Origin of the sequence: Sphingomonas sp. ABOLE, assembly GCF_003950455.1 — a bacterium.
Taxonomy (GTDB): Bacteria; Pseudomonadota; Alphaproteobacteria; order Sphingomonadales; family Sphingomonadaceae; genus Sphingomonas; species Sphingomonas trueperi.
Genome location: NZ_QQWY01000041.1, coordinates 1 through 24,878, shown reverse-complemented (window position 1 = coordinate 24,878; position 24,878 = coordinate 1). Strand labels below are relative to the sequence as shown.

General features: G+C 69.1%; 23 protein-coding genes. 15 read left to right on the top strand and 8 right to left on the bottom strand.

Annotated elements, in window-relative coordinates; genetic code table 11:
- Positions 1-94 precede the first annotated feature (94 nt).
- Positions 95-2,707 carry a M1 family metallopeptidase gene (locus CA234_RS19685; protein ID WP_126002557.1) on the bottom strand — a complete coding sequence of 871 codons (2,613 nt, stop codon included), beginning with the start codon at positions 2,705-2,707 and terminating at the stop codon, positions 95-97.
- A 140-nt stretch (positions 2,708-2,847) separates the two neighbouring features.
- Between CA234_RS19685 and CA234_RS19680 the strand changes: the two genes are divergently transcribed.
- The gene (locus tag CA234_RS19680) at positions 2,848-4,071 is read left to right on the top strand and encodes an SGNH/GDSL hydrolase family protein (protein ID WP_126002556.1); all 1,224 of its coding nucleotides are present in this window, start codon (positions 2,848-2,850) and stop codon (positions 4,069-4,071) included.
- Here CA234_RS19680 and CA234_RS19675 read toward each other — a convergent pair.
- Entirely contained in the window at positions 4,068-5,138 is a 1,071-nt protein-coding gene (locus CA234_RS19675) for a PA0069 family radical SAM protein (RefSeq protein WP_126002555.1), read from the bottom strand. The genes CA234_RS19680 and CA234_RS19675 overlap by 4 nt on opposite strands.
- A gap of 55 nt (positions 5,139-5,193) precedes the next feature.
- On the opposite strand from CA234_RS19675, the gene CA234_RS19670 reads away from it, so the two are divergent.
- Positions 5,194-5,529: a VOC family protein gene (locus tag CA234_RS19670; protein ID WP_125976189.1), complete on the top strand. Its 336-nt coding sequence runs from the start codon at positions 5,194-5,196 to the stop codon at positions 5,527-5,529.
- 67 nt (positions 5,530-5,596) lie between these two features.
- On the opposite strand, the gene moaB is transcribed toward CA234_RS19670, so the two are convergent.
- The 3 genes from moaB to CA234_RS19655 are packed head-to-tail and all read right to left on the bottom strand — an operon-like array spanning position 5,597 to position 8,749.
- On the bottom strand, positions 5,597-6,124 hold the full coding sequence (moaB, locus tag CA234_RS19665) for a molybdenum cofactor biosynthesis protein B (RefSeq protein ID WP_125976191.1): 528 nt from the start codon (positions 6,122-6,124) through the stop codon (positions 5,597-5,599).
- Entirely contained in the window at positions 6,114-8,030 is a 1,917-nt protein-coding gene (locus CA234_RS19660) for a lytic transglycosylase domain-containing protein (protein ID WP_125976193.1), read from the bottom strand. Before CA234_RS19660 ends, moaB begins: the two co-directional genes overlap by 11 nt.
- Complete coding sequence (locus CA234_RS19655; RefSeq protein WP_126002554.1) at positions 8,027-8,749, bottom strand: uracil-DNA glycosylase family protein; 723 nt, start codon at positions 8,747-8,749, stop codon at positions 8,027-8,029. The genes CA234_RS19660 and CA234_RS19655 overlap by 4 nt, the downstream gene beginning before the upstream one ends.
- A 130-nt stretch (positions 8,750-8,879) precedes the next feature.
- On the opposite strand from CA234_RS19655, the gene CA234_RS19650 reads away from it, so the two are divergent.
- The 9 genes from CA234_RS19650 (at position 8,880) to CA234_RS19610 (ending at position 19,212) form a co-directional block, all read left to right on the top strand.
- Entirely contained in the window at positions 8,880-10,532 is a 1,653-nt protein-coding gene (locus tag CA234_RS19650) for an electron transfer flavoprotein-ubiquinone oxidoreductase (RefSeq protein ID WP_125976197.1), read from the top strand.
- Complete coding sequence (locus CA234_RS19645) at positions 10,507-12,093, top strand: tetratricopeptide repeat protein (protein ID WP_241213592.1); 1,587 nt, start codon at positions 10,507-10,509, stop codon at positions 12,091-12,093. The genes CA234_RS19650 and CA234_RS19645 overlap by 26 nt, the downstream gene beginning before the upstream one ends.
- 20 nt (positions 12,094-12,113) lie before the next feature.
- Positions 12,114-12,950 (top strand): 4-(cytidine 5'-diphospho)-2-C-methyl-D-erythritol kinase, encoded by an 837-nt coding sequence (locus CA234_RS19640; protein ID WP_126002553.1) that lies wholly within the window; start codon positions 12,114-12,116, stop codon positions 12,948-12,950.
- 160 nt (positions 12,951-13,110) lie between these two features.
- Positions 13,111-13,845 carry an enoyl-CoA hydratase-related protein gene (locus CA234_RS19635; RefSeq protein WP_126002552.1) on the top strand — a complete coding sequence of 245 codons (735 nt, stop codon included), beginning with the start codon at positions 13,111-13,113 and terminating at the stop codon, positions 13,843-13,845.
- Positions 13,842-14,573: an N-formylglutamate amidohydrolase gene (locus CA234_RS19630; protein ID WP_126002551.1), complete on the top strand. Its 732-nt coding sequence runs from the start codon at positions 13,842-13,844 to the stop codon at positions 14,571-14,573. The genes CA234_RS19635 and CA234_RS19630 overlap by 4 nt, the downstream gene beginning before the upstream one ends.
- An 11-nt stretch (positions 14,574-14,584) precedes the next feature.
- Positions 14,585-16,306, top strand: coding sequence for a dihydroxy-acid dehydratase (gene ilvD / locus CA234_RS19625; RefSeq protein WP_126002550.1), 1,722 nt, complete (start codon positions 14,585-14,587; stop codon positions 16,304-16,306).
- The gene (locus CA234_RS19620; RefSeq protein ID WP_241213591.1) at positions 16,287-16,628 is read left to right on the top strand and encodes a hypothetical protein; all 342 of its coding nucleotides are present in this window, start codon (positions 16,287-16,289) and stop codon (positions 16,626-16,628) included. The genes ilvD and CA234_RS19620 overlap by 20 nt, the downstream gene beginning before the upstream one ends.
- Positions 16,625-18,025, top strand: a complete 1,401-nt coding sequence (locus CA234_RS19615; protein WP_126002549.1) for an NAD(P)H-hydrate dehydratase — start codon at positions 16,625-16,627, stop codon at positions 18,023-18,025. Before CA234_RS19620 ends, CA234_RS19615 begins: the two co-directional genes overlap by 4 nt.
- Entirely contained in the window at positions 18,022-19,212 is a 1,191-nt protein-coding gene (locus CA234_RS19610) for a class I SAM-dependent RNA methyltransferase (RefSeq protein ID WP_206431251.1), read from the top strand. The genes CA234_RS19615 and CA234_RS19610 overlap by 4 nt, the downstream gene beginning before the upstream one ends.
- Here CA234_RS19610 and truA read toward each other — a convergent pair.
- Both truA and fmt read right to left on the bottom strand, forming a co-directional pair.
- The gene (gene truA / locus CA234_RS19605; protein WP_126002548.1) at positions 19,202-19,948 is read right to left on the bottom strand and encodes a tRNA pseudouridine(38-40) synthase TruA; all 747 of its coding nucleotides are present in this window, start codon (positions 19,946-19,948) and stop codon (positions 19,202-19,204) included. The genes CA234_RS19610 and truA overlap by 11 nt on opposite strands.
- A complete protein-coding gene (gene fmt / locus CA234_RS19600) occupies positions 19,945-20,847 on the bottom strand; it encodes a methionyl-tRNA formyltransferase (RefSeq protein ID WP_125976212.1) in 903 nt (300 codons plus the stop codon). The genes truA and fmt overlap by 4 nt, the downstream gene beginning before the upstream one ends.
- A 54-nt stretch (positions 20,848-20,901) precedes the next feature.
- Between fmt and recR the strand changes: the two genes are divergently transcribed.
- The 4 genes from recR to CA234_RS19580 all read left to right on the top strand — a co-directional run bounded on the left by recR (position 20,902) and on the right by CA234_RS19580 (position 24,460).
- A complete protein-coding gene (gene recR / locus CA234_RS19595; RefSeq protein ID WP_126002547.1) occupies positions 20,902-21,498 on the top strand; it encodes a recombination mediator RecR in 597 nt (198 codons plus the stop codon).
- Between the two features lie 31 nt (positions 21,499-21,529).
- The gene (gene def, locus CA234_RS19590) at positions 21,530-22,054 is read left to right on the top strand and encodes a peptide deformylase (protein WP_125976215.1); all 525 of its coding nucleotides are present in this window, start codon (positions 21,530-21,532) and stop codon (positions 22,052-22,054) included.
- A 273-nt stretch (positions 22,055-22,327) separates the two neighbouring features.
- The gene (gene rmuC / locus CA234_RS19585; RefSeq protein ID WP_126002546.1) at positions 22,328-23,704 is read left to right on the top strand and encodes a DNA recombination protein RmuC; all 1,377 of its coding nucleotides are present in this window, start codon (positions 22,328-22,330) and stop codon (positions 23,702-23,704) included.
- A 6-nt stretch (positions 23,705-23,710) separates the two neighbouring features.
- The gene (locus CA234_RS19580) at positions 23,711-24,460 is read left to right on the top strand and encodes an AAA family ATPase (protein WP_126002545.1); all 750 of its coding nucleotides are present in this window, start codon (positions 23,711-23,713) and stop codon (positions 24,458-24,460) included.
- A 29-nt stretch (positions 24,461-24,489) separates the two neighbouring features.
- Here CA234_RS19580 and CA234_RS19575 read toward each other — a convergent pair.
- The coding region (locus CA234_RS19575; protein WP_164521883.1) for an META domain-containing protein at positions 24,490-24,878 on the bottom strand (389 nt) is incomplete at its 5' end.

Here is a 24,878-nt window from a genome sequence, read left to right as displayed (position 1 = left end):
GTTCGCGGGCCGGTCGGGTTCGGCGCCTTGGTGACGGTACCGGCTTACGTCGGAAGGATGGTGGAGGCGCGACGGCACCCCCACCACGTCAAGGTTACTTCCCCGCGGCGATCGCCGCGCTCACTTCGCCCGCCTTGGCGTCGCGGAAGCGGGCGCAGGTGCGGATCGTCTCGATCGCGCGGTCGAGGTTGAGCGTACTGCCCTTGGTGGTCGGGCGCAGCTTGGCGTCGACCGCATCGGCCTGTGCGTTCGAGCAGAGCGCGCCGAACATCTGCGCCGCCCGGCCCGAGAACACGCCGCCGCCACCGCCATTCTTCACGAACTCGTCGAAATGCGCGATCATGAAGTCGCTGGCGAGATCGCGGGTATAGGGCGAGCGGAGGAAGCCGGCGACGGTGAACAGCCGCTGGCGGGCATCGACGCGCGGATCCTGGAAGTCGTTCAGGAACCAGCGCGCGATGTCCGGATTGTTCGACGCCGTCACGCCCTGGCCGAGGGCCAGGAACAGCGCCGGCTTGCCGACGCTCTGGGCGAGCAGCGTCTGCGCGAAGGGCACGCCGCGCTCGTTGAGCGCGATGCCCGCCGCAACCCCGCGCCAGGCCGGGTCGAGTGCCTTGTCGTCACCGCCCACGAACGCATCGAACGCGGTCGTCAGCTTGGCGCGGAGCGCCGCGTCGTGGCCGGTGACCGCGACCAGGCCCACCAGATCCTTGCGCAACTCTCGCTGGTCGGCCTCTTCCTTGGCATAGGCGTCCGTCGCCGGATCGAAGCCGATCTTGGTCAGCATCGGGCCGTACAGGTCGACGAACAGCTTGCGATAGGCCGGCAGCGCCTGGGCGGTGATCAGCCCGCGCTTCTCGAGGTCGCGCAGGCGATGCGCATTGTCGAAGACGATCTTGGTCGAGGCATTGGTGGCGGTGGCCCGGGTGAGCGCGATCGGCCGGGCGATCGGGCTGCGGCCGGCATAGAAGCTCGCCCATACGCTGTCGTCCACGGCGAGCAGCTCGGCCGCGGGCAGGGTGGGGGCGGCGGCGATCAGCGCGTCCCAATCGGCGGGATCGAGCTCGAAGCGATAATAGCCCCAGCCGCCGGCATTGGGCACCAGCGCGCCGCTGCCCTTGGCGGAGACGGTCATGCTCGGCTTGTCGAGCAGCGTGCAGTTCTTGGTCTCGCCCTGGCGCACGCACAGCGGCACGATCCACTGCTCGGCGGGCAGGTTGGCGCCGAAGAAGCCGTAGCGCGACTGGGTCGCGGTGAGCGCGTCGCCCTCGCGATGCAGCGTCACCAGCGGCACGCCCTGCTGGTCGACGAAGCTCTTGAGCGAGGCGAGCACACGCGGATCATGCGCGGCATCGGCGAGCGAGGTGAAGAACTGGTCGGTGCTGGCGTTGCCATAGGCGTGGCGCTGCATGTGCAGCCGAACGCCCTCGCGGAAGGCTTCGTCGCCCATATAGGCGGCGATCATCGCGACGACCTGGCCGCCCTTGCCATAGGTGATCTGGTCGAATGCCGCGTCGATGTCGCCGTCGTTCGGGATCGGCTGGTGGATCGGGCGACCGGCGGCGAGCGCGTCGAGGTCCATCGCGTCGAAGCCTTCCTCGATCGCGTTGAGCTCGATCTGGAGGCCCGGGCGCCACTCATTGCCGATGCGATAGCCCATCCAGTTCGCGAAGCTCTCGTTCAGCCAGATATCGTCCCACCATGCCGGGGTGACGAGATCGCCGAACCATTGGTGCGCCAACTCGTGCGCGACGACCATGCCGAACGCCTGCTTGCGCTCGCTCGAGGCCTTCTCGTCGAGGAAAAGGATGCCGTCGCCATAGATGTCGGCGCCGGCATTCTCCATCGCGCCCGGCATGATCGGCGAACCGATCTGGTCGAGCTTGGGGAAGGGGAAGGCCTGGCCGAAATACTTCTCGAGCAGCGAGACGATCTTGCCCGATTCGTCGCGCGCGTAGGCCATCTGGCCGGCATTGGGCTTGGTGCCGACCACGCCCAGCGGCATCGGCGTGCTGCGCTGCGGCGTCGGCGGGATCATCGTGGCGGCGGTGGCGAAGGGCCCGGTGACGAGTGCGATGAGATAGGTCGGCAGCGGCTTGGTGGGGGCGAACTGGTGGCGGACCAGCGCGCCCGCCTTGCGGCTGCTCGCCTCGGGTGCGTTGCTGACCGCGGTGAAGTCGGGCTTGGTGGTGATCGAGACGGTGAACGGCGTCTTGTAGCCGGGCTGGTCGAAGGACGGGAAGGCAGCGCGCGCCTCGATCGATTCGAACTGGGTCCAGCTGTACCAGGCGTCGTCGACCTTCACATGGTAGAGCCCTTGCGTGCCGGTGCCGAACGCGGCGTCATAATCGAACACCAGGGTCACACGGCCGGCGGGCAGCGTCTTGCCGAAGTCGAGCTGGGCGAGACCCGTGGCGCTCTTCTGGGTGAAGGTGGCGGTCACCGACTTGCCGCCGCTCCGCGCGATCGTCTTGGCGACGTGGAGGTCGCGCCCGTGCATCCAGATCGTCCGCGCCGGCGCCTTCAGGTCGATGTCGATCTCGGTATGGCCGTTGAAGCGATCCTTCTCGGGCAGGATGGTGAAATCGAGCCGATAGGCGATCGGCGTGGCCGCATCGGGCAGCTTGCCGGTGGGTTGGGCGGGCGTCTGGGCGAGGGCGGCGACGGGCAGCAACAAGGCGGAGGAAGCGAAGAGAAGCGCGCGCATCAAGGTTCCTTGGTCGAAGAAGGCAACTGCTTAGGTCTGCCGCTGCATTGCCGCAATAGCACAGCGGCACGCCCGAAAGGCTTGCCCTGTCTCCGCTCCGGACTATGGTACCGCTATCAACGCGTTAACGGAGACGGTGTATGGCGAAGATGCTGCGCTGGGTCGCGGTGGGGCTGCTTGCGGCGGCGACGGCGCAGGCCGCGCCGGGCGATCGCTGGACGACGGCCTGGTGGACCTCGCAGCTGGCGCTCGATGCGCAAAATGGCTTGCCCGCCGCCGATCTCACCGATGCGACGCTGCGCCAGATCGTTCGGCTGCAGGGACCCGCGACGCGGCTGCGCGTGCGCTTCACCAACCGCTTCGGCAGCGCGCCGCTGACCATCGACGGCGCGACGATCGCCCGTGCGGTGGATGTTGCGAGCCCGAGGATCGAGGCCGCCACGCTGCGCCCGCTCCGCTTCGGCGGCGCGACGGCGGTGACGATTCCGGCGGGTGCCGATTACTGGAGCGACCCGGTGGACCTCAAGGGTGCGGGCGGCACCGATCTTGCCATCTCGCTCTACGTCGCCAATCCGCCCGCGCAGCAGACCGGGCATCCGGGCTCGCGCGCGACCTCCTATCTCGTCCATGGCAACCACAGCGCCGATCCCGATCTGACGGGCGCCAAGACGGTCGACCACTGGTTCCAGATCGCCGGCATCGAGGCGGTGGCGCCCAAGGCGCGCGCGGTCGTCGCGTTCGGGGATTCGATCACCGACGGGTACGGCGTGAAGCCCAACACCAACGCGCGCTGGACCGATGCGCTCCAGCGCCGGCTGCGGTCGGCACCGGGGATGGGCGAGGTCGCGGTGCTCAACGCCGGGATCGGCGGCAACCGGCTGCTCAACGACGGGCTGGGCCCGAACGCGCTGGCGCGGTTCGACCATGACGTGATCGGCCAGCCCGGCGTCACCCACCTGATCGTGCTGGAGGGCGTCAACGACCTCGGCACGCTGACCCGCGAGACGCCGGTGCCGGCAGCGGCGCACGCGGCGTTGGTGGCGCGGATGATCGACGCCTATCGCCAGATCGTCGCGCGCGCGCATGCCCGCGGCATCAAGGCGATCGGCGCGACGATCATGCCCTATGCGGGCTCCGGCTATTACCATCCCGATGCGCAGAACGAGGCCGATCGCCAGGCGGTCAACCGCTGGATCCGCACGCCGGGCAATTTCGACGCGGTGATCGACTTCGACGCGGCGATGCGCGATCCGGCCGACCCCAAGCGGCTGCGCAAGGACTATGACAGCGGCGACGGGCTGCACCCCTCGATCGCGGGCTATGCGGCGATGGCGCAGGCGGTGCCGCTGGCGCTGCTGCGCTAGAACAGCTCTCCCTGCGGTCCGGCGGGCGGGCGGAACAAATCGGTGCGGAGCCGCATTCGTTCGCCGTCCAGCCCGTAGCGTTTGACCGCGCGGGTAAAGCGGGTGCGGAGCAGCTCCGCCCAGGGACCCTGGCCGCGCATGCGGGTGAAGAAGCCGGGATCATTGTCCTTGCCGCCGCGGATCGACTGGATCGTCGCCATCACCTTGCCCGCGCGATCGGGGAAATGCGCGTCAAGCCAGGCGCGGAACAGCGGGGCGACCTCCCAGGGCAGCCGCACCGGCAGGAAGAAGGCACCGCGCGCGCCTGCTTCCGCTGCGCGCTCGAGGATATGCTCCATCTCGTGATCGGTGACGTGCGGGATCACCGGCGACATCGAGACGAACACCGGCACGCCGGCATCGGTGAGCGTTCGGATTGCGGCCAAGCGGCGCTCGGGATGCGGCGCGCGGGGCTCCACCGTCATCGCGATCTTGGGGTCGAGCGAGGTTACCGACAGCATCACCGCTGCCAGCCCCTGCGCCGCCATGGGGGCGAGCAGGTCGAGGTCCTTCACCACCCGGTTCGACTTGGTGGTGATCGTCACCGGGTGGCGGCATTCGGCGAGCAGTTCGAGGCAGCTGCGGGTGATCCGCCAGGTCGATTCGATCGGCTGATAGGGATCGGTATTGGTGCCGAAGGCGATCGGCTTGCAGATATAGCCGCGCTTGCCGAGTTCGGCACGGAGCAGGTCCGGTGCGGTCGGCTTCACGAACAGCCGGCTTTCGAAATCGAGCCCGGGCGAGAGGTCGAGATAGGCGTGGCTCGGGCGGGCGAAGCAGTAGATGCAGCCATGCTCGCAGCCGCGATAGGGGTTCACCGACTGCTCGAAGCTGATGTCGGGCGACTGGTTGCGGCTGATGATCGTGCGCGCGGTCTCCAGCGTCACCGTGGTGCGCAGCGGCGGCGGGGCGCCGTCAATCACCGCCTGCGCGTCGCGCCAGTCGCCGTCCGCCTCGCGGGCGAGGAGATTGAAGCGCGCGCTCGCGTCGTTGAACGTGGCGCCGCGGACGGGGCGACTCTTTGCCATTGCGCGATGCTAAGCTGAGCGATAGAACGAAGCAAGAACAATGAGGGGGTTGGCGATGGCGCGACTGAATTATCTCGAACTGCCCGCGGGCGACGTGGGCGCGCTCAAGGGCTTCTACGGCGCGGTGTTCGACTGGCAGTTCACCGACTTCGGACCGAGCTATGCTGCGACGATGAGCGGGGATACCGATGTCGGGATCGACGGCGATGCGCAGGGGCGGACGCAGTTGCTGCCGGTCATCGCGGTGGAGGATCTGGAGGCGACGCTGGCGGCGGTGGAAGCCGGGGGCGGCGTCGTGACGGTGCCGATCTTCTCGTTCCCCGGCGGGCGGCGGTTCCATTTCCGCGACCCGCAGGGGCATGAGCTGGCGGCGTGGGTGATGGAGGATTGAAGCGCGCTGTGATTTCGGTGCCCCTGCTTTCGCAGGGGCACTGCACCGTGGAGCCTTTCGTAAGCGTCTACCGCTCCTGCAGCCGGCCCATCAGCTCGACGAAGTTGCAGGGCTTGTGGCGGATGTCGAGCTGGCTGGCGAGGATGCCGTCCCAAGCGTCGGTGACCGCGCCGGTCGAGCCCGGCAGCGCGAAGATATAGGTACCGCGCGCGACTCCGGCGGTGGCGCGCGACTGGATCGTCGAGGTGCCGATCTTGGCGTAGCTCAGCCAGCGGAACAGCTCGCCGAAGCCGGGGATTTCCTTGTCCCACACCCGGGCAAGCGCCTCGGGCGTCACGTCGCGGCCGGTCACCCCGGTGCCGCCGGTGGCGAGGATCACCTCGACGCCGGGTGCCGCGATCCACGCCTCGAACTGCGCCGTGATCGCGTCGACATCGTCGCGTAGGATCGCCCGATCGCTGAGCAGATGCCCCGCCTCGGTCAGCCGCTCGACCAGCCGGTCGCCCGAGCGATCCTCGGCCAGCGTGCGGGTGTCGGAGACGGTGAGGACGGCGATGCGGACGGGGCGGAAGGCGATGCTTTCGTCAATTGCCACGCGTGACCTCGCTTGGCAGCTTGGCGGCGCTGATCGTCACCGCGGCACCCGTGGCCGGCAGCTGGAACTGCTGCTGGATCGGCGCGGGTTCCACCGGCTGCGGCGCCGGGAAGGTCAGCGCCGGCGCGCGCTGGGTCTTGAGCTTGACCGCCTTGGCCCCGGCCATGCCCGGGAAGCGCGGCCACATGCCGCCGGCCAGCGCGATGCGGCTCGGCGAGGGCTTGCCGTCGTGCAGCTCGTACATCCAGTAGTTGCGCAGCACCGTCACGACATAGCCGCGCGTTTCCCAGTACGGGATGCTCTCGATGTAGAGCAGCGGATCGCCGCCGTCGCGCGAGGCCTGGTTCCAGGCGTCGACCGGGCTGGGGCCGGCATTATAGGCCGCGATCACCTTGGGCAGCAGGCCCTGGGTCTGCGGCATGTCGCGCAGCTGTTCGAGATAGGACTGGCCGATCTCCATGTTGACCGACGGCTTGGTCAGGTCACTCGCGGCATAGGTGATGCCGCGACGACGGCCCACGTCGATCGCCGCGCCCGTCTTCACCTGCATGAGCCCCATCGCGCCGGCGGCGCTGCGGACCTCGGCGTTGAAGCGCGATTCCTGGAGCGTGTGGGCGAAGACCAGCGCGCGATCGACGCGCCAGCCGCCATCGGGCGACCAGTTCGGCACAGGATAGCGCGCCTCGACGATCGGCTTGGCGCCGGCCGGGCCGTTATGCGCGAGCCACAGCTCGGTCTGCGGCAGGCTCAGCTGCGCCGCGAGGCGGGTGAGTGCGCCGTGATCGTCGGGCGTGCAGAACTTGGCCTGGTGGCGGAGCACCTGGTCTGCCAGCGTCGTCTCGCCGATCTCGCTCAGCGCGGCGGCGACGCGGACGTTCGGACGCCGTTCGAGCGCGGTCCAGTCCTTGCTGACGAAGCGATCGCCCTCCAGCCGCTTCTCCTCGAGGCCGAGGCTGGAGCGGGCAAGCAGGCCGTAGAAGGTCTCGCCATATTGGCTGGCGGCGCGCAGCTTGGCGGCGACCCGATCGGGACGGCCGCATGCCATTTCGGCGCGCGAGCCCCAGAACAGGCCCGCGGCGCGCAGCTCGGTGTCGCCGGCGCGGGTGGCAACGCGCTCGAAGGCGGCGGTGGCGCCGGCGCAATCCTGCTGGCGCCAGGCGGCGAGGCCATCGGCCCAGTCGGCCTGCGCGGCCCATTCGCCCAGGCCCTGCTCGGCCTTGGCAGCCATGCGGCGGGCATTGGCATCGTCACCGGCGACATAATAGATCCAGGCGACCTTCTGCTGCCACTCGGTCAGCGCCTCGGGCGTCAGGTCATTGGCGAAGCGCGCGACCACCGCCTCGGCGGCGGGGCCGTTGTCGGTCTTCACATAGGGCGCCATCAGGATCGCGACTTCGGTCGCGGCATTGTCGCTGCGGACCGAGCGGGCGCGCCTACGGATCGGCGCGCCGTCGAACCAGATCAGCCGCTGGGCGACCGGCAGCGTCGGCAGATCGCTGACGCCGCGGATCTTGGCGAGGCGGACGAGCTGTTCGGCCTGGGGCAGTTCGGGCGCTTCGGTGATCAGCGCGACCAGTTGGTCGGCCTCGACGCGAGGCGAGCCCTTGGCGGTGTAGAGCTGGGCGCGGGCGATCGCGTGGAGCGGGCCCGGCTTCATCGAATCGAGCTTGATCTGCGCATCCGCCCAGCGGCCGGCGCGGATGGCATCGAACACGAAGCGGTAATCGGCGCGCTGGTCGGCATCGAGCTGCGGCGGAATGCCGTCGCCCTTGCGTTTGGCGGTGGCGGGCGGTGGGGAGTCCTCGTCGATGACCGCGGGGCTGGTGTCGTCGGACCATGCGGCAAGGGCCGGCGTGGCGATCGGCGCCGTCATCAGCGTGGCGGCAAGCAGGATGCGCAAGGTCAAAGGCTCGGTCCCCGGCTCAGCAGCAACAGATGTTTCCAGGTTTCGCTCTTGGCGGCCGGGCGCTCGATCAGCGAACGCGGATGGTAGGTCGCCACCACCTGGGTATTGGCTTCGTAGCGGTTAACGTCGTGCGAACGAAGTTCCGGCGGCCAGGCATCCGCCCCGAGAACCGCACGGGTCGCCGCATGGCCGAGCAGGAGGAACTTCGTCGGGCGGACGAACGACAGGAACTGGGTCGCGAGCTCTACCAGCTTCGGCGCGACGTCAGCGGGCACCTGGCCGGTGGCGGGACGCGCGAAACACAACGGCACCAGCTGCACCGAGTCGCGGGACAGGCCCACCGCGGCCAGCATCCGGTCGAGCAGGGCACCCGCCGGGCCGCTCCACAGCATATGGCTGTCCTCGGGCTCGGGCATGTCGACAAAAATCGTCCAGGCCGGGTTTTCGACGATTGCGGGGGCGATCAGCGGGCTGTGCCACCCGGCCTCGGGGGTTGCTTCGCCGGTCCGCCAGGCGAGGAATTCGGGCAATGTCTGCGGAGGCGCGGGCGTCGGCGCCGCTACGGCAGGCTCGGGCTGCGGCTCGGCGCAGAGCGGCGCCGGCTTGGCGAACCAGTCGCGCACTTCGTCTTCCACGAGCACGTCGACCCCGGCGGAATCCCACCATTCGAGCGCGCTTGCGAGCGACTTGTGCCAGCTATTGTCTGGTTCTGCCCCCATACCCATTCTTTGAATCCCAGTTGACGGCGGGGTCAATCTGGCTTCATCGCCGGATAGACGGAACGTTGCGGGCGCGCGACGACAGGTGCCCGAACGGGCGTGTTAGTACGAAGGACCTAGGGGAACAAGGATGAGCGAACGGGAGTCGATGCCCTATGACGTCGTGATCGTCGGCGCGGGGCCTGCCGGTCTTTCCGCGGCGATCCGGCTCAAGCAGCTGGCGAACGAGGCCGGTGCCGAGCTCTCGGTGTGCGTGCTGGAGAAGGGCTCCGAGGTCGGCGCGCACATCCTGTCGGGTGCGGTGGTCGATCCCAAGTCGCTCGACGAGCTCCTGCCTAGCTGGCGCGACGATGGCTGCCCGCTGGCGCGCACGCCGGTGACCGAGAACCATCACTGGGTGCTGAGCGAGAAGGGCAAGTCCGCCTATCCGGAATTCCTCACGCCGCCCTATCTGCACAACAAGGGCACCTATACCGGCAGCCTCGGCAATCTCTGCCGCTGGATGGCGGAGAAGGCCGGTGAGCTGGGCGTGGAGATCTTCCCCGGCTTCGCCGCCGCCGAAGTGCTGTACAACGAGGACGGCAGCGTGAAGGGCGTCGCCACTGGCGACATGGGCGTCGCCAGGGACGGCAGCCACAAGCCGGACTACCAACCGGGACTTGAGATCCACGCGAAGTACACCTTCCTCTCCGAAGGCTGCCGCGGGCATCTCTCGAAGCAGATGATCCGCCAGTTCGAGCTCGACGCCGAGAGCCAGCCGCAGGTGTACGGCATCGGCATCAAGGAACTTTGGGACATCGATCCCGCCAAGCATATGCCGGGGCGGGTGATCCACACCCAGGGCTGGCCGCTAACCGACGGCAGCAATGGCGGCGGGTTCATCTATCACCAGGCCGACGGTCAGGTCGCGATCGGCTTCGTCGTGTGGCTGGGCTACAAGAACCCCTGGCTGTCGCCCTTCCAGGAAATGCAGCGCTGGAAGACGCATCCGGAGATTGCGGAACTGCTGAAGGGGGCCAAGCGCGTCTCCTATGGCGCACGCGCGATCTCCGACGGCGGCTGGCAGTCGGTGCCGAAGCTGGTCGCGCCCGGTCTGGCGCTGATCGGCGACAGTGCCGGTTTCCTCAACGTGCCGCGGATCAAGGGCACGCACACCGCGATGAAGAGCGGGATGATGGCGGCCGAAGCGGCGTTCGCGGCGATCCAGGGGGGGCGGGCGAGCGACGAGCTCACCGCCTATCCGGAAGCCTATGAGGCGAGCTGGGTCTACAAGGAGCTGCGCGGCGTCCGCAACGTGGCGCCGCTGGTCAAGAAGTTCGGCGATACCTGGGGCACGCTGCTCGCAGGCGCCGCGATGTGGAGCGAGCATCTCGGCCTGCGCTGGCCGCTGACGATGAAGCACAAGCCCGACCATGAGGGCCTGCTCCGCGCCGACCAGGCGCCCAAGATCGACTATCCCAAGCCCGACGGCGTGCTGACCTTCGATCGGCTCTCCTCGGTGTTCGTCTCGAACACCAACCATGAGGAGGACCAGCCGGTCCATCTGACGCTGAAGGACAAGGATATTCCGATCGGCTACAATCTGCCGATGTACGCCGAGCCTGCGCAGCGTTATTGTCCGGCCGGTGTGTATGAGGTCGTAGGGGAAGGCGATGATCTGCGGTTCCAGATCAACGCGCAGAATTGCGTGCACTGCAAGACCTGCGACATCAAGGATCCCACCCAAAACATTAACTGGGTGGTGCCAGAAGGTGGCGGTGGCCCCAATTATCCGAACATGTAGCCTTGGTCTCGCGCTGCTGCTGGCGGGACCCGCAGCGGCGCAGACCGCGGACCTGACCGACTATGTCCGCGCCCGCGCCGCCGATGCGGCGGGCGCGGCGGGGATCGCGGCGCAAGGCTATGGCCGGGCGCTGGCGGCGACCCCCGGCGATCCGGTGATCGCGCTGCGCGCCTATCGCCAGGCGCTGATGGTCGGCGACATGGCGCTCGCCACCCGCGCCGCGGCGGTGATGGAGAAGGCGGGCGTCGCCCCGCCCGACACGGCGCTGGTCGACATGGCGGTGGCGCTCGCCGCCGGCAACCAGCCCGGCGCCGCCGATGCGGTCAAGCGGCTCAAGGGCACCCCGTTCGATTTCCTGATGCCGATCTTCACCGCCTGGCTCGCCCAGGCGCGCGGGCTGGACGGTGTCGCGGTGATCGAAAGCCTCGACCTTGGCGCACTCGGTCGCCGCTATGCCGCGCCGCAGCGCACGTTGATGCTGCTGGCGCAGGGCAAGGATACAACCGTCGCGCTGGACGCGATGGCAACGCTGGTCGGCGACGGCGATGCCGACACCCGTATCGACCTGGCGACCGTGCGCGGGCGCGAGGGCGGGCGGTTCCTGCTTGACGGCGGCGGTCCGGAGCTGGAGGCGGTCGCGCGGTCGCTCGGCGCGCCGCAGCCGGTGACGATTATCTACGGCCTTTCGCGCATGTTCCGCGCGATGGCGAGCGATCTGGGGGGCGACCGGATGGCGACGCTGACCATCGTGCTCGCTCGCTGCGCGTTGATCCTCGACCCCGGCGAGACCCGAGCGCGGATCGTGCTTGCCGATGCGATCAACGGTGCAGGGGCACCGGACCTCGCGCTGCAGACTCTGGCGGCGATCCCCAAGGACAGTCCCTTCGCCCGCCGCGCCGCCGGCGTCCGCGTCGCCGTGCTGCGCGATGCCGGTCGTGCCGATGCCGCGCTCGCCGATGCCAAGGCACTCGCCGAGGACCGCGGCGCGACCCCGCTGGAGGTAGAGCGCTACGCCCAGCTGCTCACCGATACCGGTCGCCACGAGGCGGCGGCGCGGGTCTATGCCGAGGCGTTGCGGCGCGGCGGAGAGGGCAGCGCCGACCTCCATCTCGATTACGGGCTGGCGCTGGAACAGGCGGGCCGCTGGGACCAGGCGCTTCCGGAACTCCGCAAAGCCGCCGAACTCGCGCCCAACCGCGCCGAGATGCTGCGGACGCTGGGCGTCGGGCTGATCGCCCATGGCGGCGACGGTGTCGAAGCGCTGCGGCTGCTCGAACGCGCGCGCAAGATCGCGCCGGAGGATGCCGAAGTCGCCGACGCGCTCGGCTGGGCCTATGTCCGCCAGGGTGAGGTCGCGCGCGGCGCGGCGTTGCTCGAAGCCGCGACGCGCAGCGATCCGGCGGGCAGTGCTGCCAACGAGCATCTGGGCGACGCCTATTGGCGGCTCGGGCGGCAGTTCGAGGCGCGCTATGCCTGGCGGGCCGCGGCGATCCATGCCGCGCCGGCGGATGCCGAGCGGATCGCGCGCAAGCTGCGAGAGGGGCTGACGGCCGCCTCCTGATCGCGCTAGGGGCGGCGACGATGCAAGACCTCCGCACCGTCACCGAGCCCGCGCGCGCCAAGCTCAACCTCGCGCTCCACGTCCGCCATCGCCGCCCCGATGGCTATCACGAGTTGGAAACGCTGTTCGCCTTCGTCGACCATGGCGATCTTGTGCGGGTGACGCCGGCGGAGACCGACAGCTTCACGCTGGCCGGGCCGTTCGCGGCAGTGCTGGCAGGCGAGGGGGACAATCTCGTCACCCGCGCCGCCACGCGGTTCCGCGAGGCGTTCGGCGGCGGCGCGCATGCGATCGAACTGGAGAAGCACCTGCCGGTCGCCTCGGGCATCGGCGGCGGCTCGGCGGACGCGGCGGCGACGCTCCGTGCGCTGGCTGCACTCCACGGGGTGGATCTGGCGGACCCGAAGCTGTTCGCGATTGCAGATGCGCTCGGCTCCGACGTGCCCGCCTGCCTGCTCGGCCGCACCGCGCTTGGCAGGGGGCGGGGCGAGCGGTTGGCGCCGCTGGAGGGCTTGGCCGGCACGCCGACGCTGCTGGTCAACCCGGGCGTGGGCGTCTCGACGGCGGCGGTGTTCAAGGCGTGGGATGGCGAGGACCGCGGCCCGATCGGCGCAGGGGACCTGCTGGCGGTCGCGCAGGTTGGGCGCAACGACCTCGAGCCTCCGGCGCGCGCCATTGCGCCTGCCATCGACGCCGTGCTGGCAGCGCTCGCTGCGCAGCCGGGGGTGCTGCTCGCCCGCATGTCGGGCTCGGGCGCGACCTGCTTCGCGCTGTTCGAGACCGAGGCCGCGCGGGATGCTGCGGCCGCAACCCTGCGGCGACCCGAATGGTGGCTCGCCGCGACCCGACTTTGCTGAGCCGGTAAGCGAATCTTTACTGTTTTGCGACAGGGCTTTGCGCGGCGGATCTGGCGCGTTCGCGAACGTCTGCCCTTGGCCCGCGGGTGCGCTTCCCTCTGGGAAGTCCCCCCGCGCGCCATCGCGTGACTTGGGCGCGTGGATCGGGCAGAGCCTCCGCATGATCGAAGTTCGTTGGGATGGGCCGATCGCCACGATCGCGCTCGCACGCGGATCGGCGCGCAATGCGGTGCCGATCGCCGGCTGGGAGCACCTTGCCGCCGCCGCCACCGGCCTGGACGCCGCCCGCGCGGTGATCCTTCGCTCGGACATGCCCGGCATCTTCTCGGCCGGTGCCGACATCGGCGAGTTTCCCCAGCTGCAAACCGATCCCGACGCGCGCACCCGCTTCCGCCTCGCCATGCGTGCCGGAATCGATGCACTGGCCGCGCTGCCGATGCCGGTCCTCGTGGCGATCGACGGCGGCTGCTTCGGCGCGGCGGTGGCACTGGTCCTCGCCGCTGACGTGCGGCTTGCCGGAGACGGGGCACAATTCGCGGTACCCCCCGCGCGCCTCGGGCTCGGCTATCCGCGCGAGGATGTCGTGCGACTGGCGGCGCAGGTGGGGCAGGGGCGGGCAGCCGAGCTGCTCTTCACCGGCGAAGCGATTGACGCCGATGCGGCGGCGCGGATCGGCCTGGTCGAGCGCCGCGCCCCCGATGCTGGCGCCGCGGCCCTCGATTTGGCGCAGCGCATCGCGGAGAACGCACCCGCTGCCGTCCGCCAGCTCAAGCGGGCCCTGCGCAACCCTGCCGACTCCCACCTCGACGCCGCCTTCGAGGCCGCATTTGGCGGCGCCGAGCTCGCCGAGGGACTGGCCGCGTTCCACGCCCGCCGACGCCCGGTGTTCGCATGAGCGTCGCGGAGATCCTTCCCGGCAGTGCGCAGGACGTGCTGCTGCTTTGCGACCATGCCTCGAACGCGGTGCCGGCCCACATCGATCTCGGCATCGATCCGGCGCTGCTCGACCTGCATATCGGCATCGACATCGGTGCGGCCGACCTGACCCGCGCGCTCGCCGCCAGGCTCGATGCCCCGGCGATCCTCGCCACCGTATCGCGGCTGGTGATCGACCTCCACCGCGAGCCGGACCATATCGGCCTGATCCCCCATCGCAGCGATGGCCATGCCATCCCCGGCAACGAGGCAGCCGACCGTGCCGCACGCATCGCGCGCTTCCATGCGCCGTATCACCGCGTGCTGCGCGACCGGGTCCGCCGCCAGCGACCTAGCCTGATCCTGTCGATCCACAGTTTCACGCCGTGCCTCGAACATGGCGGTACGCCGCGGCCCTGGGAGATCGGGATTCTCTACAACCGCGACACCCGCGCCGCCGGTCCGGCGGTCGAGTGGCTGCGCGCGCAGGGCCTGGTGACCGGCGACAACGAACCCTATTCCGGCCGCCTGCTCAACGCGACGCTCAACCGCCATGCCGAGGCGCAGGGCATCCCCTCGATCGCGATCGAGATCCGCAACGACCTGATCCGCGACACAGCTGGCGTGCAGGCGTGGGCAGCGCGGCTCCAGCAACTTGCGCTTTTTCTGCGTAACACTCTTGCGTCAAAGGGTGTTACCGCGACATAGGCTTGCGCGCCATGACCAACCGATTCGACAAGTCCAAGCTCCCCAGCCGCCACGTCTCCGTGGGGCCCGAGCGCGCGCCGCACCGCAGCTATTACTATGCCATGGGGATTCACGAAGAGGATATCGCCAAGCCGTTCGTCGCCGTGGCGAGCGCCGGCAACGACAGTGCGCCGTGCAATACCACCCTCGATTTCCAGGCCGACGCCGCCCGCCAGGGCGTGATCGCCAATGGCGGCATGCCGCGCCGGTTCAACACCATCACGGTGACCGATGGCATCGCCATGGGCCATCAGGGGATGAAGTCCTCGCTCGTCAGCCGCGAAGTGATCGCCGACTCGGTGGAACTCAGCGTTCGCGGTCATTGCTATGACGCCCTGGTTGCCTTCGCAGGCTGCGACAAGTCGCTGCCCGGCATGATGATGGCGATGCTCCGCCTCAACATCCCGTCGATCTTCGTCTATGGCGGCTCGATCCTGCCGGGCCGGTTCGAGGACCGCGACGTCACCGTGGTCGACGTGTTCGAGGCGGTGGGCAAGTTCGCCGCCGGCAACTGCCCGCTCAAGGACCTGACCGCGCTCGAGAAGGTCGCCTGCCCCGGCCACGGTGCCTGCGGCGGGCAGTTCACCGCCAACACCATGGCGTGCGTCGGCGAGGCGATGGGGTTGTCGTTGCCGAACAGCAACATGGTGCCCGCTCCGTACAAGAGCCGTGAAGAGATCGCGATCGCTGCCGGCGCGCAGGTGATGAACCTGCTGGAGATGAACCTGCGCCCGCGCGACATCGCCACGCGGGCGGCGTTCATTAACGCGGCCCGCGTCGTGGCGGCGACCGGCGGCTCGACCAACGCCGCGCTGCACCTGCCGGCGATGGCGAACGAGGCTGGCATCGAGTTCGATCTGCACGACGTTGCTGAAGCTTTCAAATCAACGCCTTACATCGCGGACCTGAAACCGGGTGGGAAGTATGTTGCGAAGGACATGCACGCGGCGGGCGGTGTCTACATGCTGATGAAGACGATGCTGGCGAACGGCCTGCTCGACGGCAGCTGCAGGACGGTGACCGGCAAGACGCTGGGCGAGAATATCGACCAGGTCACCTGGAACCCCGACCAGAAGGTGATCTACGACGTGAAGACGCCGATCACCCCGACGGGCGGCGTCGTCGGCCTGCGCGGCACCCTCGCGCCCGAAGGGGCGATCGTGAAGGTGGCGGGCATGCATCGGCTCCAGTTCACCGGTCCGGCGCGGGTGTTCGATTGCGAGGAGGATGCCTTCCAGGCGGTCGAGAATCGCCTGATCAACGAGGGCGAGGTCATCATCATCCGCTATGAGGGCCCCAAGGGCGGCCCGGGCATGCGCGAGATGCTGTCGACCACTGCGGCGCTCTACGGCCTCGGCATGGGCGAGAAGGTGGCGCTGATCACCGACGGCCGATTCTCGGGCGGCACCCGCGGCTTCTGCATCGGCCATGTCGGCCCGGAGGCGGCGGAGGGCGGCCCGATTGCACTGGTCGAGGATGGCGACACGATCCGCATCGACGCGGAAGCCGGTACGATCGACCTCGACGTCGCCGAGGACGTGCTCGCCGAGCGCCGGGCGCGCTGGCAGCCGCGGGTGAACGACTATCAGTCGGGCGCGCTCTACCGCTATGCGCAGAATGTCGGCCCGGCCTATCAGGGGGCGGTGACGCACCCCGGAGCCAAGGCCGAGCGCCATGTCTACGCGGATATCTAGTCTCGCGCTGATGCTGCTTGTGGCGGGCTGCGGTGCCGATCCGGCATCGCAGCCCGCTGCGCAAGCGGGGGAGACGGTCGCGTGCGGGCCGGTCGGCGAGACCCTGCTGCCGGTTTGCACGCTGGAGCGCGGCGCGGATGGGTTGCTGGTCCTCCACCATCCGGACGGCGGCTTTCGGCGGCTGCGGATGGAAGGCAACGCGATCACGGCGGCGGATGGCGCCGAGCTTGCAGCGACCCGCCATGTCGGCGGTGCCACCGAGGTGGCGATCGGCGGGATGCGCTATCGTCTTGCGGGCAAGGGCGCTACAGCGGGGCAATGATCCCGCCCGGCGCCCCGATCCTCACTGCCGACGCAATGCGTGCCGCCGAGGAGGCGGTCTTCGCGCGCGGCGTTTCCCAGGACGAACTGATGGAGCGCGCCGGCGCCGCGGTTGCGCGCGAGGCGGTGCGCTTCGCGATGGGGCGGTCGGTGCTGGTGCTCGCAGGCCCCGGCAACAACGGCGGCGATGCCTATGTCGTCGCTCGACATTTGCGCGAAGCAGGGCTCGATGTGCTGGTCGCCGCCTCGGGCGCACCCAAGCAGGGCGCTGCCGAACGGATGCACGCCCGTTGGAAGGGGCCAACGACCTCGCTCTATGGCGCGCCGGTGCGGCCGGTGGTGATCGACGGGCTGTTCGGAATCGGTGTCACGCGCTCGCTGGAGCGCAGCATCGCCGCCGTGCTCTCCGAACTGGTGCGCGGGGCCGAGTTCACGCTGGCGATCGATCTGCCCTCGGGGATGGATACCGATAGCGGCGACGAGCTCGGCGCCCCGCGCGGCGTGAACGCCACGGTCGCGCTCGGCGCGCTCAAGCCGGCGCATGTGCTTGGCGACGGGCTCTCGCGCTGCGGCCATGTCTTGCTTGCCGATATCGGCATCCCGGTTGAAAGTGCCTGGCGCAGCGTTGCCCGGCCGCAGATGGAGACGCCGGGTCCGCGGACCCACAAGTACAGCCGTGGGCTGGTCGCGGTGGTCGAAGGTGCGATGCCCGGCGCGGGCCGGTTGGCCGCGCGCGCGGCCATGGCAAGCGGCGCGGGCTATGTGATGCTTGCTGGGCCCGACCCCGCGGGGCCTGCACCTGACGCGCTGGTCCGCCGGACGATCGACGACGCCGATGATCTTGCCGATTTCCTGGCCGGCGACCGGATCGATGCCGTCGTGCTGGGCCCCGGGCTCGGCCGTGATCGTCGGGCCGAGGCGTTCTTGCGGGCAGGTCTCGCCGTCGACAAGCCGCTGGTGCTGGATGGAGACGCGCTGAGCCTGCTCGGGACCAGCGCGGCCGCCACGCTCGCCGCGCGCGAGGCGCCGGTGTGGATCACCCCGCATGGCGGCGAGTTCGACCGGATGTTCGCCGGCACGGGCAGCAAGATTGATCGCACGCTGCAGGCGGCGGCCAGCGGCGCGACGGTCGTTCACAAGGGGGGCGACACGGTGATCGCCGGGCCCGATGGCCGCGTTCGCGTGCTCGCGGGCGCCTCGCCCTGGCTGTCGACTGCGGGGACCGGCGACGTCCTCGCCGGCTTGCTGGGCGCGCAGATCGGGCAGGGCGGCAGCGGGGTCGATCCGGCCGCGGCCGCGGTGTGGCTGCACGGCCGTGCGGCGCAGCTTGCAGGTCCCGCCTTTTTCGCCGATCAGCTCGTCGCTCAACTGCCGGAAGCGTGTTCGGAATGTCTGTGAGCGAAGTGGAAGTGGTGCGGGTCGCGGCGCGGGGCGATGGGGTGACCAGCGACGGACGGCATTTCCCGCTCACCGCGCCCGGCGACTGGGTCGGCGAGGATGGCGCCGTCCGCCCTGGCCCGCACCACCAGACGCCGCCCTGCCGCCATTTCCCGGGCTGCGGCGGTTGCCAGCTCCAGCATCTCGACGATGAAATGTGGAGCCACTTCCTCGCCGAGCGCGTACGGACCGCGCTCGCAGCGCAGGGGCTGGAAACCGAGATCCGCACGCCCTTGCTCTCGCCGCCGCGCACGCGCCGTCGGGCGACGCTGCATGCCGAGCGGCGCGGCAAGCAGGTGCGGATCGGCTTTACCGAGGCGGGCAGCCACAAGCTGATCGATCTCGCCGAATGCCATGTTCTTGCCCCCGAGCTGTTCGCGCTGCTGGCACCGCTGCGCCGGTTGTTCGCGACGCTGCTGCCCGATGCGCGGCGGGTGAACGTGCATCTCGCGCTGAGCGACCAAGGGCGCGACGTGCTGGTCGAGGGTATCGATCCCGAAGGTCTGGCGGCGGCCGAGGCGATCACCGCCTTTGCCCAAACCGAGAAGCTGGCCCGCTTCGCCATCGACGAGGGCTTCGGCCCCACCGCGCGTTGGGAGCCGGTGCCGGTAACGATCACGCTGGGCGGGGTCGCAGTGCCGCTGCCGAGCGGCAGCTTTCTCCAGGCCACGCCTGAGGGTGAAGCGGCACTGGTGGCGGCCGTACGCGAGATCGCGGGCGGGGCGGGAGCCGTTGCGGACCTGTTCGCCGGGCTGGGCACCTTCACCTTCGCGCTGAACCAGGCGAGGGTCTATGCGGGCGAGGCGGCGCGCGACGCGATCCTGTCGCTCAAAGCGGCGGGCGGTGCCGCGGGGCGACAGGTGTTCGGCGACCATCGTGACCTGTTCCGGCGGCCGCTGGCGACTGCGGAACTGGATCGGTTCGACGCCGTGGTGCTCGATCCGCCGCGCGCGGGTGCGCGCGAGCAGGTGGGCGAACTGGCCGGCTCCAAGGCGCCGATTCTGGCCTATGTTTCCTGCAATCCCAGTACCTTCGCACGCGATGCGGAGGTCTTGTGCAAGGGCGGCTATCGCCTCGAATGGGTGCAGCCGGTGGGCCAGTTCCGCTGGTCAACCCATGTCGAACTCGCAGCGAAGTTCACACGCTAGGATATTCGGCCCAAAGGAAAAACAGGCCATCGGGCGGCGCATTCAAGCCCAATGTTGTTCGGTCGCGCGCCACCAGCGCCTCGCGGACGTCTTCCGGCGCCCATTTGCCTTGGCCAACCAAGGACAGGCAACCGACCATCGAGCGGACCTGGTGGTGCAGGAAGGAGCGTGCCGAGGCGAACATGCTGATCCGGTCGCCGGTCTCGACGACCTCTAGCCTGTCGAGCGTGCGCACCGGGCTCTCCGCCTGGCAGTGCGCCGAGCGGAAGGTGGTGAAGTCGTGGCGGCCCACCAGATAGGCCGCGGCTGCCTGCATTGCCCCAACATCCAGCGGCCCGGAGAGACGCCAGGCGAGACCCTTCTCCCAGGTCAGCGGGGCGCGGCGCGTTATGATGCGATATTCATAATGGCGACTAAGACATGAGAAACGCGCATGCCATTCCTCAGAGACTTCCTCGCAGGCGAGGATCGCGACCGGATGCGGGCGAATGCGGGCATTGAGCGCTTCCATCAGCCGGAAGGGGGCGATCGGCTTGGCGATGTCGACATGCGCGCGCATGCCGAGGCCGTGCACGCCCGCATCGGTACGGCCGGCGGCATGGACCACCACGTCCTCCCCCGTCACCGCATAGGCCGCGTCCTCGATCGCCTGCTGGACGCTGGGGCCATGATCCTGCCGCTGCCAGCCCATGAACGGCCGGCCATCGAACTCCACCGTCAGGGCGAAGCGCGTCAAAGCTGCGTCCCCGCCGAGATGGGGAAGCCGCGCAGCAGTTCGGGCACCGTCATCACGCCGCGGCCGGCGCGCTGGATCGAAGTCGGCTGGATCGCGCCTGCGCCGCAATGGATCAGCAGGTTCTCTCCGACGGTGCCTGCCGGTCCGCTAGCGTCGACCAGATCGGCGGAATGGATACGGAAGCGCTCCTCACCCAGCTCGAAGAAGGCCCCAGGGGCCGGATTGAACGCCCGCACGGCCCGCTCGACTTCCACGGCGCTGCGAGTGAAGTCCAGCCGAGCCTCGGCCTTGTCGATTTTGGACGCGTAGGTGATGCCCTCTTCGGGCTGCGATACGGCAGGATAGGCGTCGAAATCGGCGAGCACCTCTACCATCAGCCGCGCGCCCGTTGCGCTCAACTCGGCGCGTAGCTCGCCCGCCGTCTTGCGGTCGATCGGCGTGCGCCCCTCCAGCCGTACCGGACCGGTATCGAGCCCGGCCTCCATCTGCATGATGCCGACGCCGGTCTCGGCATCCCCCGCGAGGATCGCCCGCTCGATCGGCGCCGCACCGCGCCAGCGCGGTAGCAGCGAGCCATGGACGTTGAGGCATCCCAGCCGCGGCGCCGCCAGCACCGCTTTGGGCAGGATCAGGCCATAGGCGGCAACCACCGCCACATCCGCCTCGAGCGCCGACAGCGCTGCCTGCTCCTCCGCCCCCTTGAGGCTCAGCGGCGTCCGCACTTCGATCCCCAGCACCTCGGCGCGGGCATGGACCGGGGAGGGGGTCAGCACCTTGCCGCGCCGGCCGCCGGGGCGGGGCGGCTGGCTATAGGCGGCGGCGATGTCGTGCCCGGCTTCGACCAGGGCATCGAGCACCGGCACGGCGAAATCGGGGGTTCCCATGAAGAGGATGCGCATGCCTTCCCCTCAACCGCTTGGCAGGCGCGCATGCAAGCCCCTATGTGAAGCGCCATGGCCTCTCCCGAAATCGAAGCGCTGACCCAGGCCCTGTCGCGGCTGCCCGGTTTCGGGCCGCGATCGGCGCGGCGGGCGGTGCTGCACCTGCTCAAGAAGCGCGAGACGATGCTCGACCCGCTGCTCGCGGCGCTGAGTGCGGTCAGCCAGAAGCTTACGACCTGCCACGTCTGCGGTAATGTCGACACGCATGACCCCTGCGCGATCTGCGCCGACCCGCGCCGCGACGACCGTTCGCTGTGCGTGGTCGAGGAGGTCGCCGACCTCTGGGCGCTCGACCGCGCGCGGCTGTTCCCCGGCCGCTTCCATGTGCTGGGCGGCAAGCTCTCCGCGCTCGACGGGGTGCGGCCCGAGGACCTGCGCATCGACGCGCTAGTCCGCCGGGTCGGCGCGGGCGGCATCGACGAGGTCGTCCTCGCGATGAACGCCACGCTCGAGGGGCAGACCACCGCGCATTATGTCTCCGAGCGGCTGGAAGCCTTCCCGATCCGCGTCACCCAGCTCGCCCATGGCCTGCCGGTGGGCGGCGAGCTCGACTATCTCGACGAGGGGACGCTCGCCCAGGCGCTGCGCGCGCGGCGGCCGGTTGCTTGACGCTTTGGGGCCGCGCTCCTAAATTTGGGCGATGGCCATCCTTCCCATCGTCGAAGTACCCGATCCGCGTTTGCGTCTCGTCTCCACTCCCGTAGAGGCGGTCGACGACGACATCCGCACGCTGATCGGCGACATGTTCGACACGATGTACGATGCGCCGGGCATCGGCCTCGCCGCGATCCAGGTGGGCGTGCCCAAGCGGCTGATCGTGATGGACCTGCAGGAGGAAGAGGACGAGGAGGGCAAGCCGATCCGGCACCCGCGCGTCTTCATCAACCCCGAGATCCACGAGCCCGCCGAGGAGCTTTCGGTCTATACCGAGGGCTGCCTGTCGGTCCCCGACCAGTTCGCCGATGTCGAGCGCCCCGCGCGCTGCCGGGTGACCTGGCTCGACGAGAAGGGCGTGGCCCATGACGAACTGTTCGAGGGCCTGCTCGCCACCTGCATCCAGCACGAGATGGACCATCTGGAGGGCATCGTGTTCCTCGACCATCTCTCGCGGCTCAAGCGCGACATGCTGCTGAAGAAGCTCAACAAGGCGCGCAAGGCCGCCTGAGGGCTGCCATTCCCTTCTGCCGTCATCCCGGCGAAAGCCGGGATCCATTCGCCACGCCGTTTCGGCGTAAGCCGTGACGGTGACCCCAATGGATTCCGGCTTTCGCCGGAATGACGGAGGGGGACGAGGGGCGTCCGCCACTTATCCACCGAACCCTCTCCAACCCGCGCCGAACCGACCGCACCCGCCCTTGCGGCCCCGTCCCGCACGGCGTAAGTTCGCGTCCTGTTCCCCGGGAGGCGTGTGTTGGATCCGTTTGTTGTTGCCTTTGTGATGGTTGCCCTGGTCGTGGGCGTGGTGGTCGGTTGGCTGATCGGCGCGCGCGGCACGAGCGAGGCGCGGGCCGAAAGCGCCCGGCGCGAGGCCGATTTCAAGGCCGCGATCACCGATCTCGCCATGGCCGAGGAACGCGTGGCGCAGCTCCCCCGCCTGCGCGAGGAAGCGGCGATGCTCCGCAACGAGCGCGACGCCGCGCGCATCGAGCTGGCCGAACTCAAGGCCAAGGCCGGCTCGTTCGAGGAGCGGCTCGCCGAATTCGTCAACGCCCGCGAAGTGATGGCCGGCCAGTTCCGCGAACTCGCCTCGACCATGCTCGGCGAGACGCAGCGCGCCTTCCTCGAACGCGCCGAGGCGCGCTTCCACCAGGCTGGCGAGAAGAACGAGGAGCGGCTGCGCACGCTGCTCCAGCCGATCGACACCACGCTCAAGCGCTATGAGGAAGGGCTGCAGCGCGTCGAGAAGGATCGCAGCGACAGCTATGGCCAGCTGCGCGAGGCGATCAGCGCCGTCCATGCCAGCCTGGGCGAGACGCGCGCGGAAACCTCCAAGCTGGTCAATGCCCTGCGCGCCGCCCCCAAGACGCGCGGCCGCTGGGGCGAGCAGCAGTTCCGCAACCTGATCGAGATCGCCGGGCTTTCCGGCCATGTCGATTTCGCATCGGAAGTCTCGGTCACTACCGAGGACGGCATGCTGCGGCCGGACTTCATCATCCGCCTGCCGGGCGACCAGCAGCTGATCGTCGACGTGAAATGCGTGCTCGACGGCTATCTCCAGGCGGCCGAGGCGACCAGCGCCGAGGAGCGCGCGGCGGCGCTGAAATCGCATGCGAAAGCGATGAGCACCCATGCCGACGCGCTGTCGCGCAAGGCCTATTGGGCGCAGTTCGAAAAGGCGCCCGATTTCGTGATCATGTACATCCCCGGCGACAATTTCCTGTCCAGCGCGCTGGAGGTGGACATGGAGCTGTGGGAGCGCGCGGCGCGCAACCGGGTGATCATCGCCGGCCCCTCGGCCTTCCTGCCACTCGCCCGCACCGTGGCGGCGATGTGGCGCCAGCAGAAGCTCACCGAGGATGCCCGCGAAGTCGGCAAGCTGGGCAAGGAGCTGTACGAGCGGCTGGCGACGGCGGCGAGCCACCTCAAGCGCGTCGGCGGCGGGCTGAACAGCGCGGTGGAGAATTACAACAAGTTCGTCGCGAGCTTCGAAGGCCGGGTGATGGTCTCCGCGCGGCGCTTCCAGGCGCTCAACGTGGATATCGGCAACAGCAATCTGGACACGATCGACAGCGTCGACGTGATCGCGCGGGCGCCGACGGCGGAACTGCCGGCGCCTGAGGGGGGTGAGGTCGAGGAAGCGGCTGCGGCGGAGTGAGGCGGGATGGTGCGGTATCGCCATACGACGTTGCCGCCGCCCTATCTCAAGCGCGTCTGGCTAAACGGCGAATCCGAAATCGATCGGCAGGCCTACCCGTGGTGCCTGCCGCTTTTTCGGGGCGAGTTCTCGCTGGAGTTTGATTCGCCCGTCACCATCATTGCGGGCGAAAACGGCGTTGGGAAATCGACGCTTTTGGAGGCTATCGCCGTTCTGGCCGGCTTCGATGAGGCTGGTGGTGCCCCCGGTCATCGGGCGGTGGATCATAGCCGTGCGCTGGAACGCAGTGGCGGCGCGCTTGTCTCGGCGCTGAAGGCGAGCTGGCTGCCTAAGATCGGGCAGGGCTGGTTCTTCCGCGCCGAAAGTTTCTTCTCGGTCGCGCGCTATCTCGATGAAGCGGGGAGCACCTCGGCGAACTTCCTCTCGCATTCGCATGGCGAAGGCTTTCTCAGACTTTTCGAGGAGCGCTGTGCCCGGCCGGGCCTGTTCCTGTTCGACGAGCCCGAGTCCGCGCTTTCGCCCTTGCGACAGTTTGATTTTCTCAAGCTACTTCGACGCATTCAGACGGCGGGGCAGGCACAAGTCATCATGGCGACGCACTCGCCGATCCTGATGGCTCTGCCTGAGGCGCGGCTTCTGGGGATGGGCAAATACGGCATCGACACGGTGGAACTTGAGGACACGCCGCACTTCCGTATCCAGCGCCAGTTCGCGTTTGATCCGCACGGCATGGTGCGGGACATGCTGGAGGAATGAGAAAGGCAATAGCTCGGCGGCCTCCGAATCTAGGCCGCTGAGTGAAGTGCCCGCACCAGCACCAGCGTCTTCCCGTCGCGCCCGGTCAGCAGCAGCCGGCCGCGATGGCTCTGGCGGACCGCCAAGCGCTGGTCGAGTAGCGCCAGCAGCGCCTTTTCCTGCCGCATCAGCGCCGCCGAGCAGGCGCGGCGGGTGGTGATCACGCCGCCGGTGGTGAGGTAGCCGCGCTCCACCCGGTAGTTGCCGCCCAGCGCGTTGCAGCCGGTATAGCCGCTGATCCGCAGGCCCTCCAGCTTCAGCCGGGCGCGGCTGCCGGGCACGGTCGCGTGCCCGTCGACGCCGGTGATGCGCCAGTCGCCCAGGAGGAGCTGTTCCTCGGGAGAGAGCGGAGGGGCCTCGGCGCGGGGCTGCTCACACA

What these genes read in the sequence shown, in the direction of transcription:
- CA234_RS19685 (WP_126002557.1), bottom strand. Translation starts at nt 2,707, where the DNA reads ATGCGCGCGCTTCTCTTCGCTTCCTCCGCCTTGTTGCTGCCCGTCGCC.
- CA234_RS19680 (WP_126002556.1), top strand. Translation starts at nt 2,848, where the DNA reads ATGGCGAAGATGCTGCGCTGGGTCGCGGTGGGGCTGCTTGCGGCGGCG.
- CA234_RS19675 (WP_126002555.1), bottom strand. Translation starts at nt 5,138, where the DNA reads ATGGCAAAGAGTCGCCCCGTCCGCGGCGCCACGTTCAACGACGCGAGC.
- CA234_RS19670 (WP_125976189.1), top strand. Translation starts at nt 5,194, where the DNA reads ATGGCGCGACTGAATTATCTCGAACTGCCCGCGGGCGACGTGGGCGCG.
- CA234_RS19655 (WP_126002554.1), bottom strand. Translation starts at nt 8,749, where the DNA reads ATGGGGGCAGAACCAGACAATAGCTGGCACAAGTCGCTCGCAAGCGCG.
- CA234_RS19650 (WP_125976197.1), top strand. Translation starts at nt 8,880, where the DNA reads ATGAGCGAACGGGAGTCGATGCCCTATGACGTCGTGATCGTCGGCGCG.
- CA234_RS19640 (WP_126002553.1), top strand. Translation starts at nt 12,114, where the DNA reads ATGCAAGACCTCCGCACCGTCACCGAGCCCGCGCGCGCCAAGCTCAAC.
- CA234_RS19635 (WP_126002552.1), top strand. Translation starts at nt 13,111, where the DNA reads ATGATCGAAGTTCGTTGGGATGGGCCGATCGCCACGATCGCGCTCGCA.
- CA234_RS19630 (WP_126002551.1), top strand. Translation starts at nt 13,842, where the DNA reads ATGAGCGTCGCGGAGATCCTTCCCGGCAGTGCGCAGGACGTGCTGCTG.
- ilvD (WP_126002550.1), top strand. Translation starts at nt 14,585, where the DNA reads ATGACCAACCGATTCGACAAGTCCAAGCTCCCCAGCCGCCACGTCTCC.
- CA234_RS19620 (WP_241213591.1), top strand. Translation starts at nt 16,287, where the DNA reads ATGTCTACGCGGATATCTAGTCTCGCGCTGATGCTGCTTGTGGCGGGC.
- CA234_RS19615 (WP_126002549.1), top strand. Translation starts at nt 16,625, where the DNA reads ATGATCCCGCCCGGCGCCCCGATCCTCACTGCCGACGCAATGCGTGCC.
- fmt (WP_125976212.1), bottom strand. Translation starts at nt 20,847, where the DNA reads ATGCGCATCCTCTTCATGGGAACCCCCGATTTCGCCGTGCCGGTGCTC.
- recR (WP_126002547.1), top strand. Translation starts at nt 20,902, where the DNA reads ATGGCCTCTCCCGAAATCGAAGCGCTGACCCAGGCCCTGTCGCGGCTG.
- def (WP_125976215.1), top strand. Translation starts at nt 21,530, where the DNA reads ATGGCCATCCTTCCCATCGTCGAAGTACCCGATCCGCGTTTGCGTCTC.
- rmuC (WP_126002546.1), top strand. Translation starts at nt 22,328, where the DNA reads ATGGTTGCCCTGGTCGTGGGCGTGGTGGTCGGTTGGCTGATCGGCGCG.
- CA234_RS19580 (WP_126002545.1), top strand. Translation starts at nt 23,711, where the DNA reads ATGGTGCGGTATCGCCATACGACGTTGCCGCCGCCCTATCTCAAGCGC.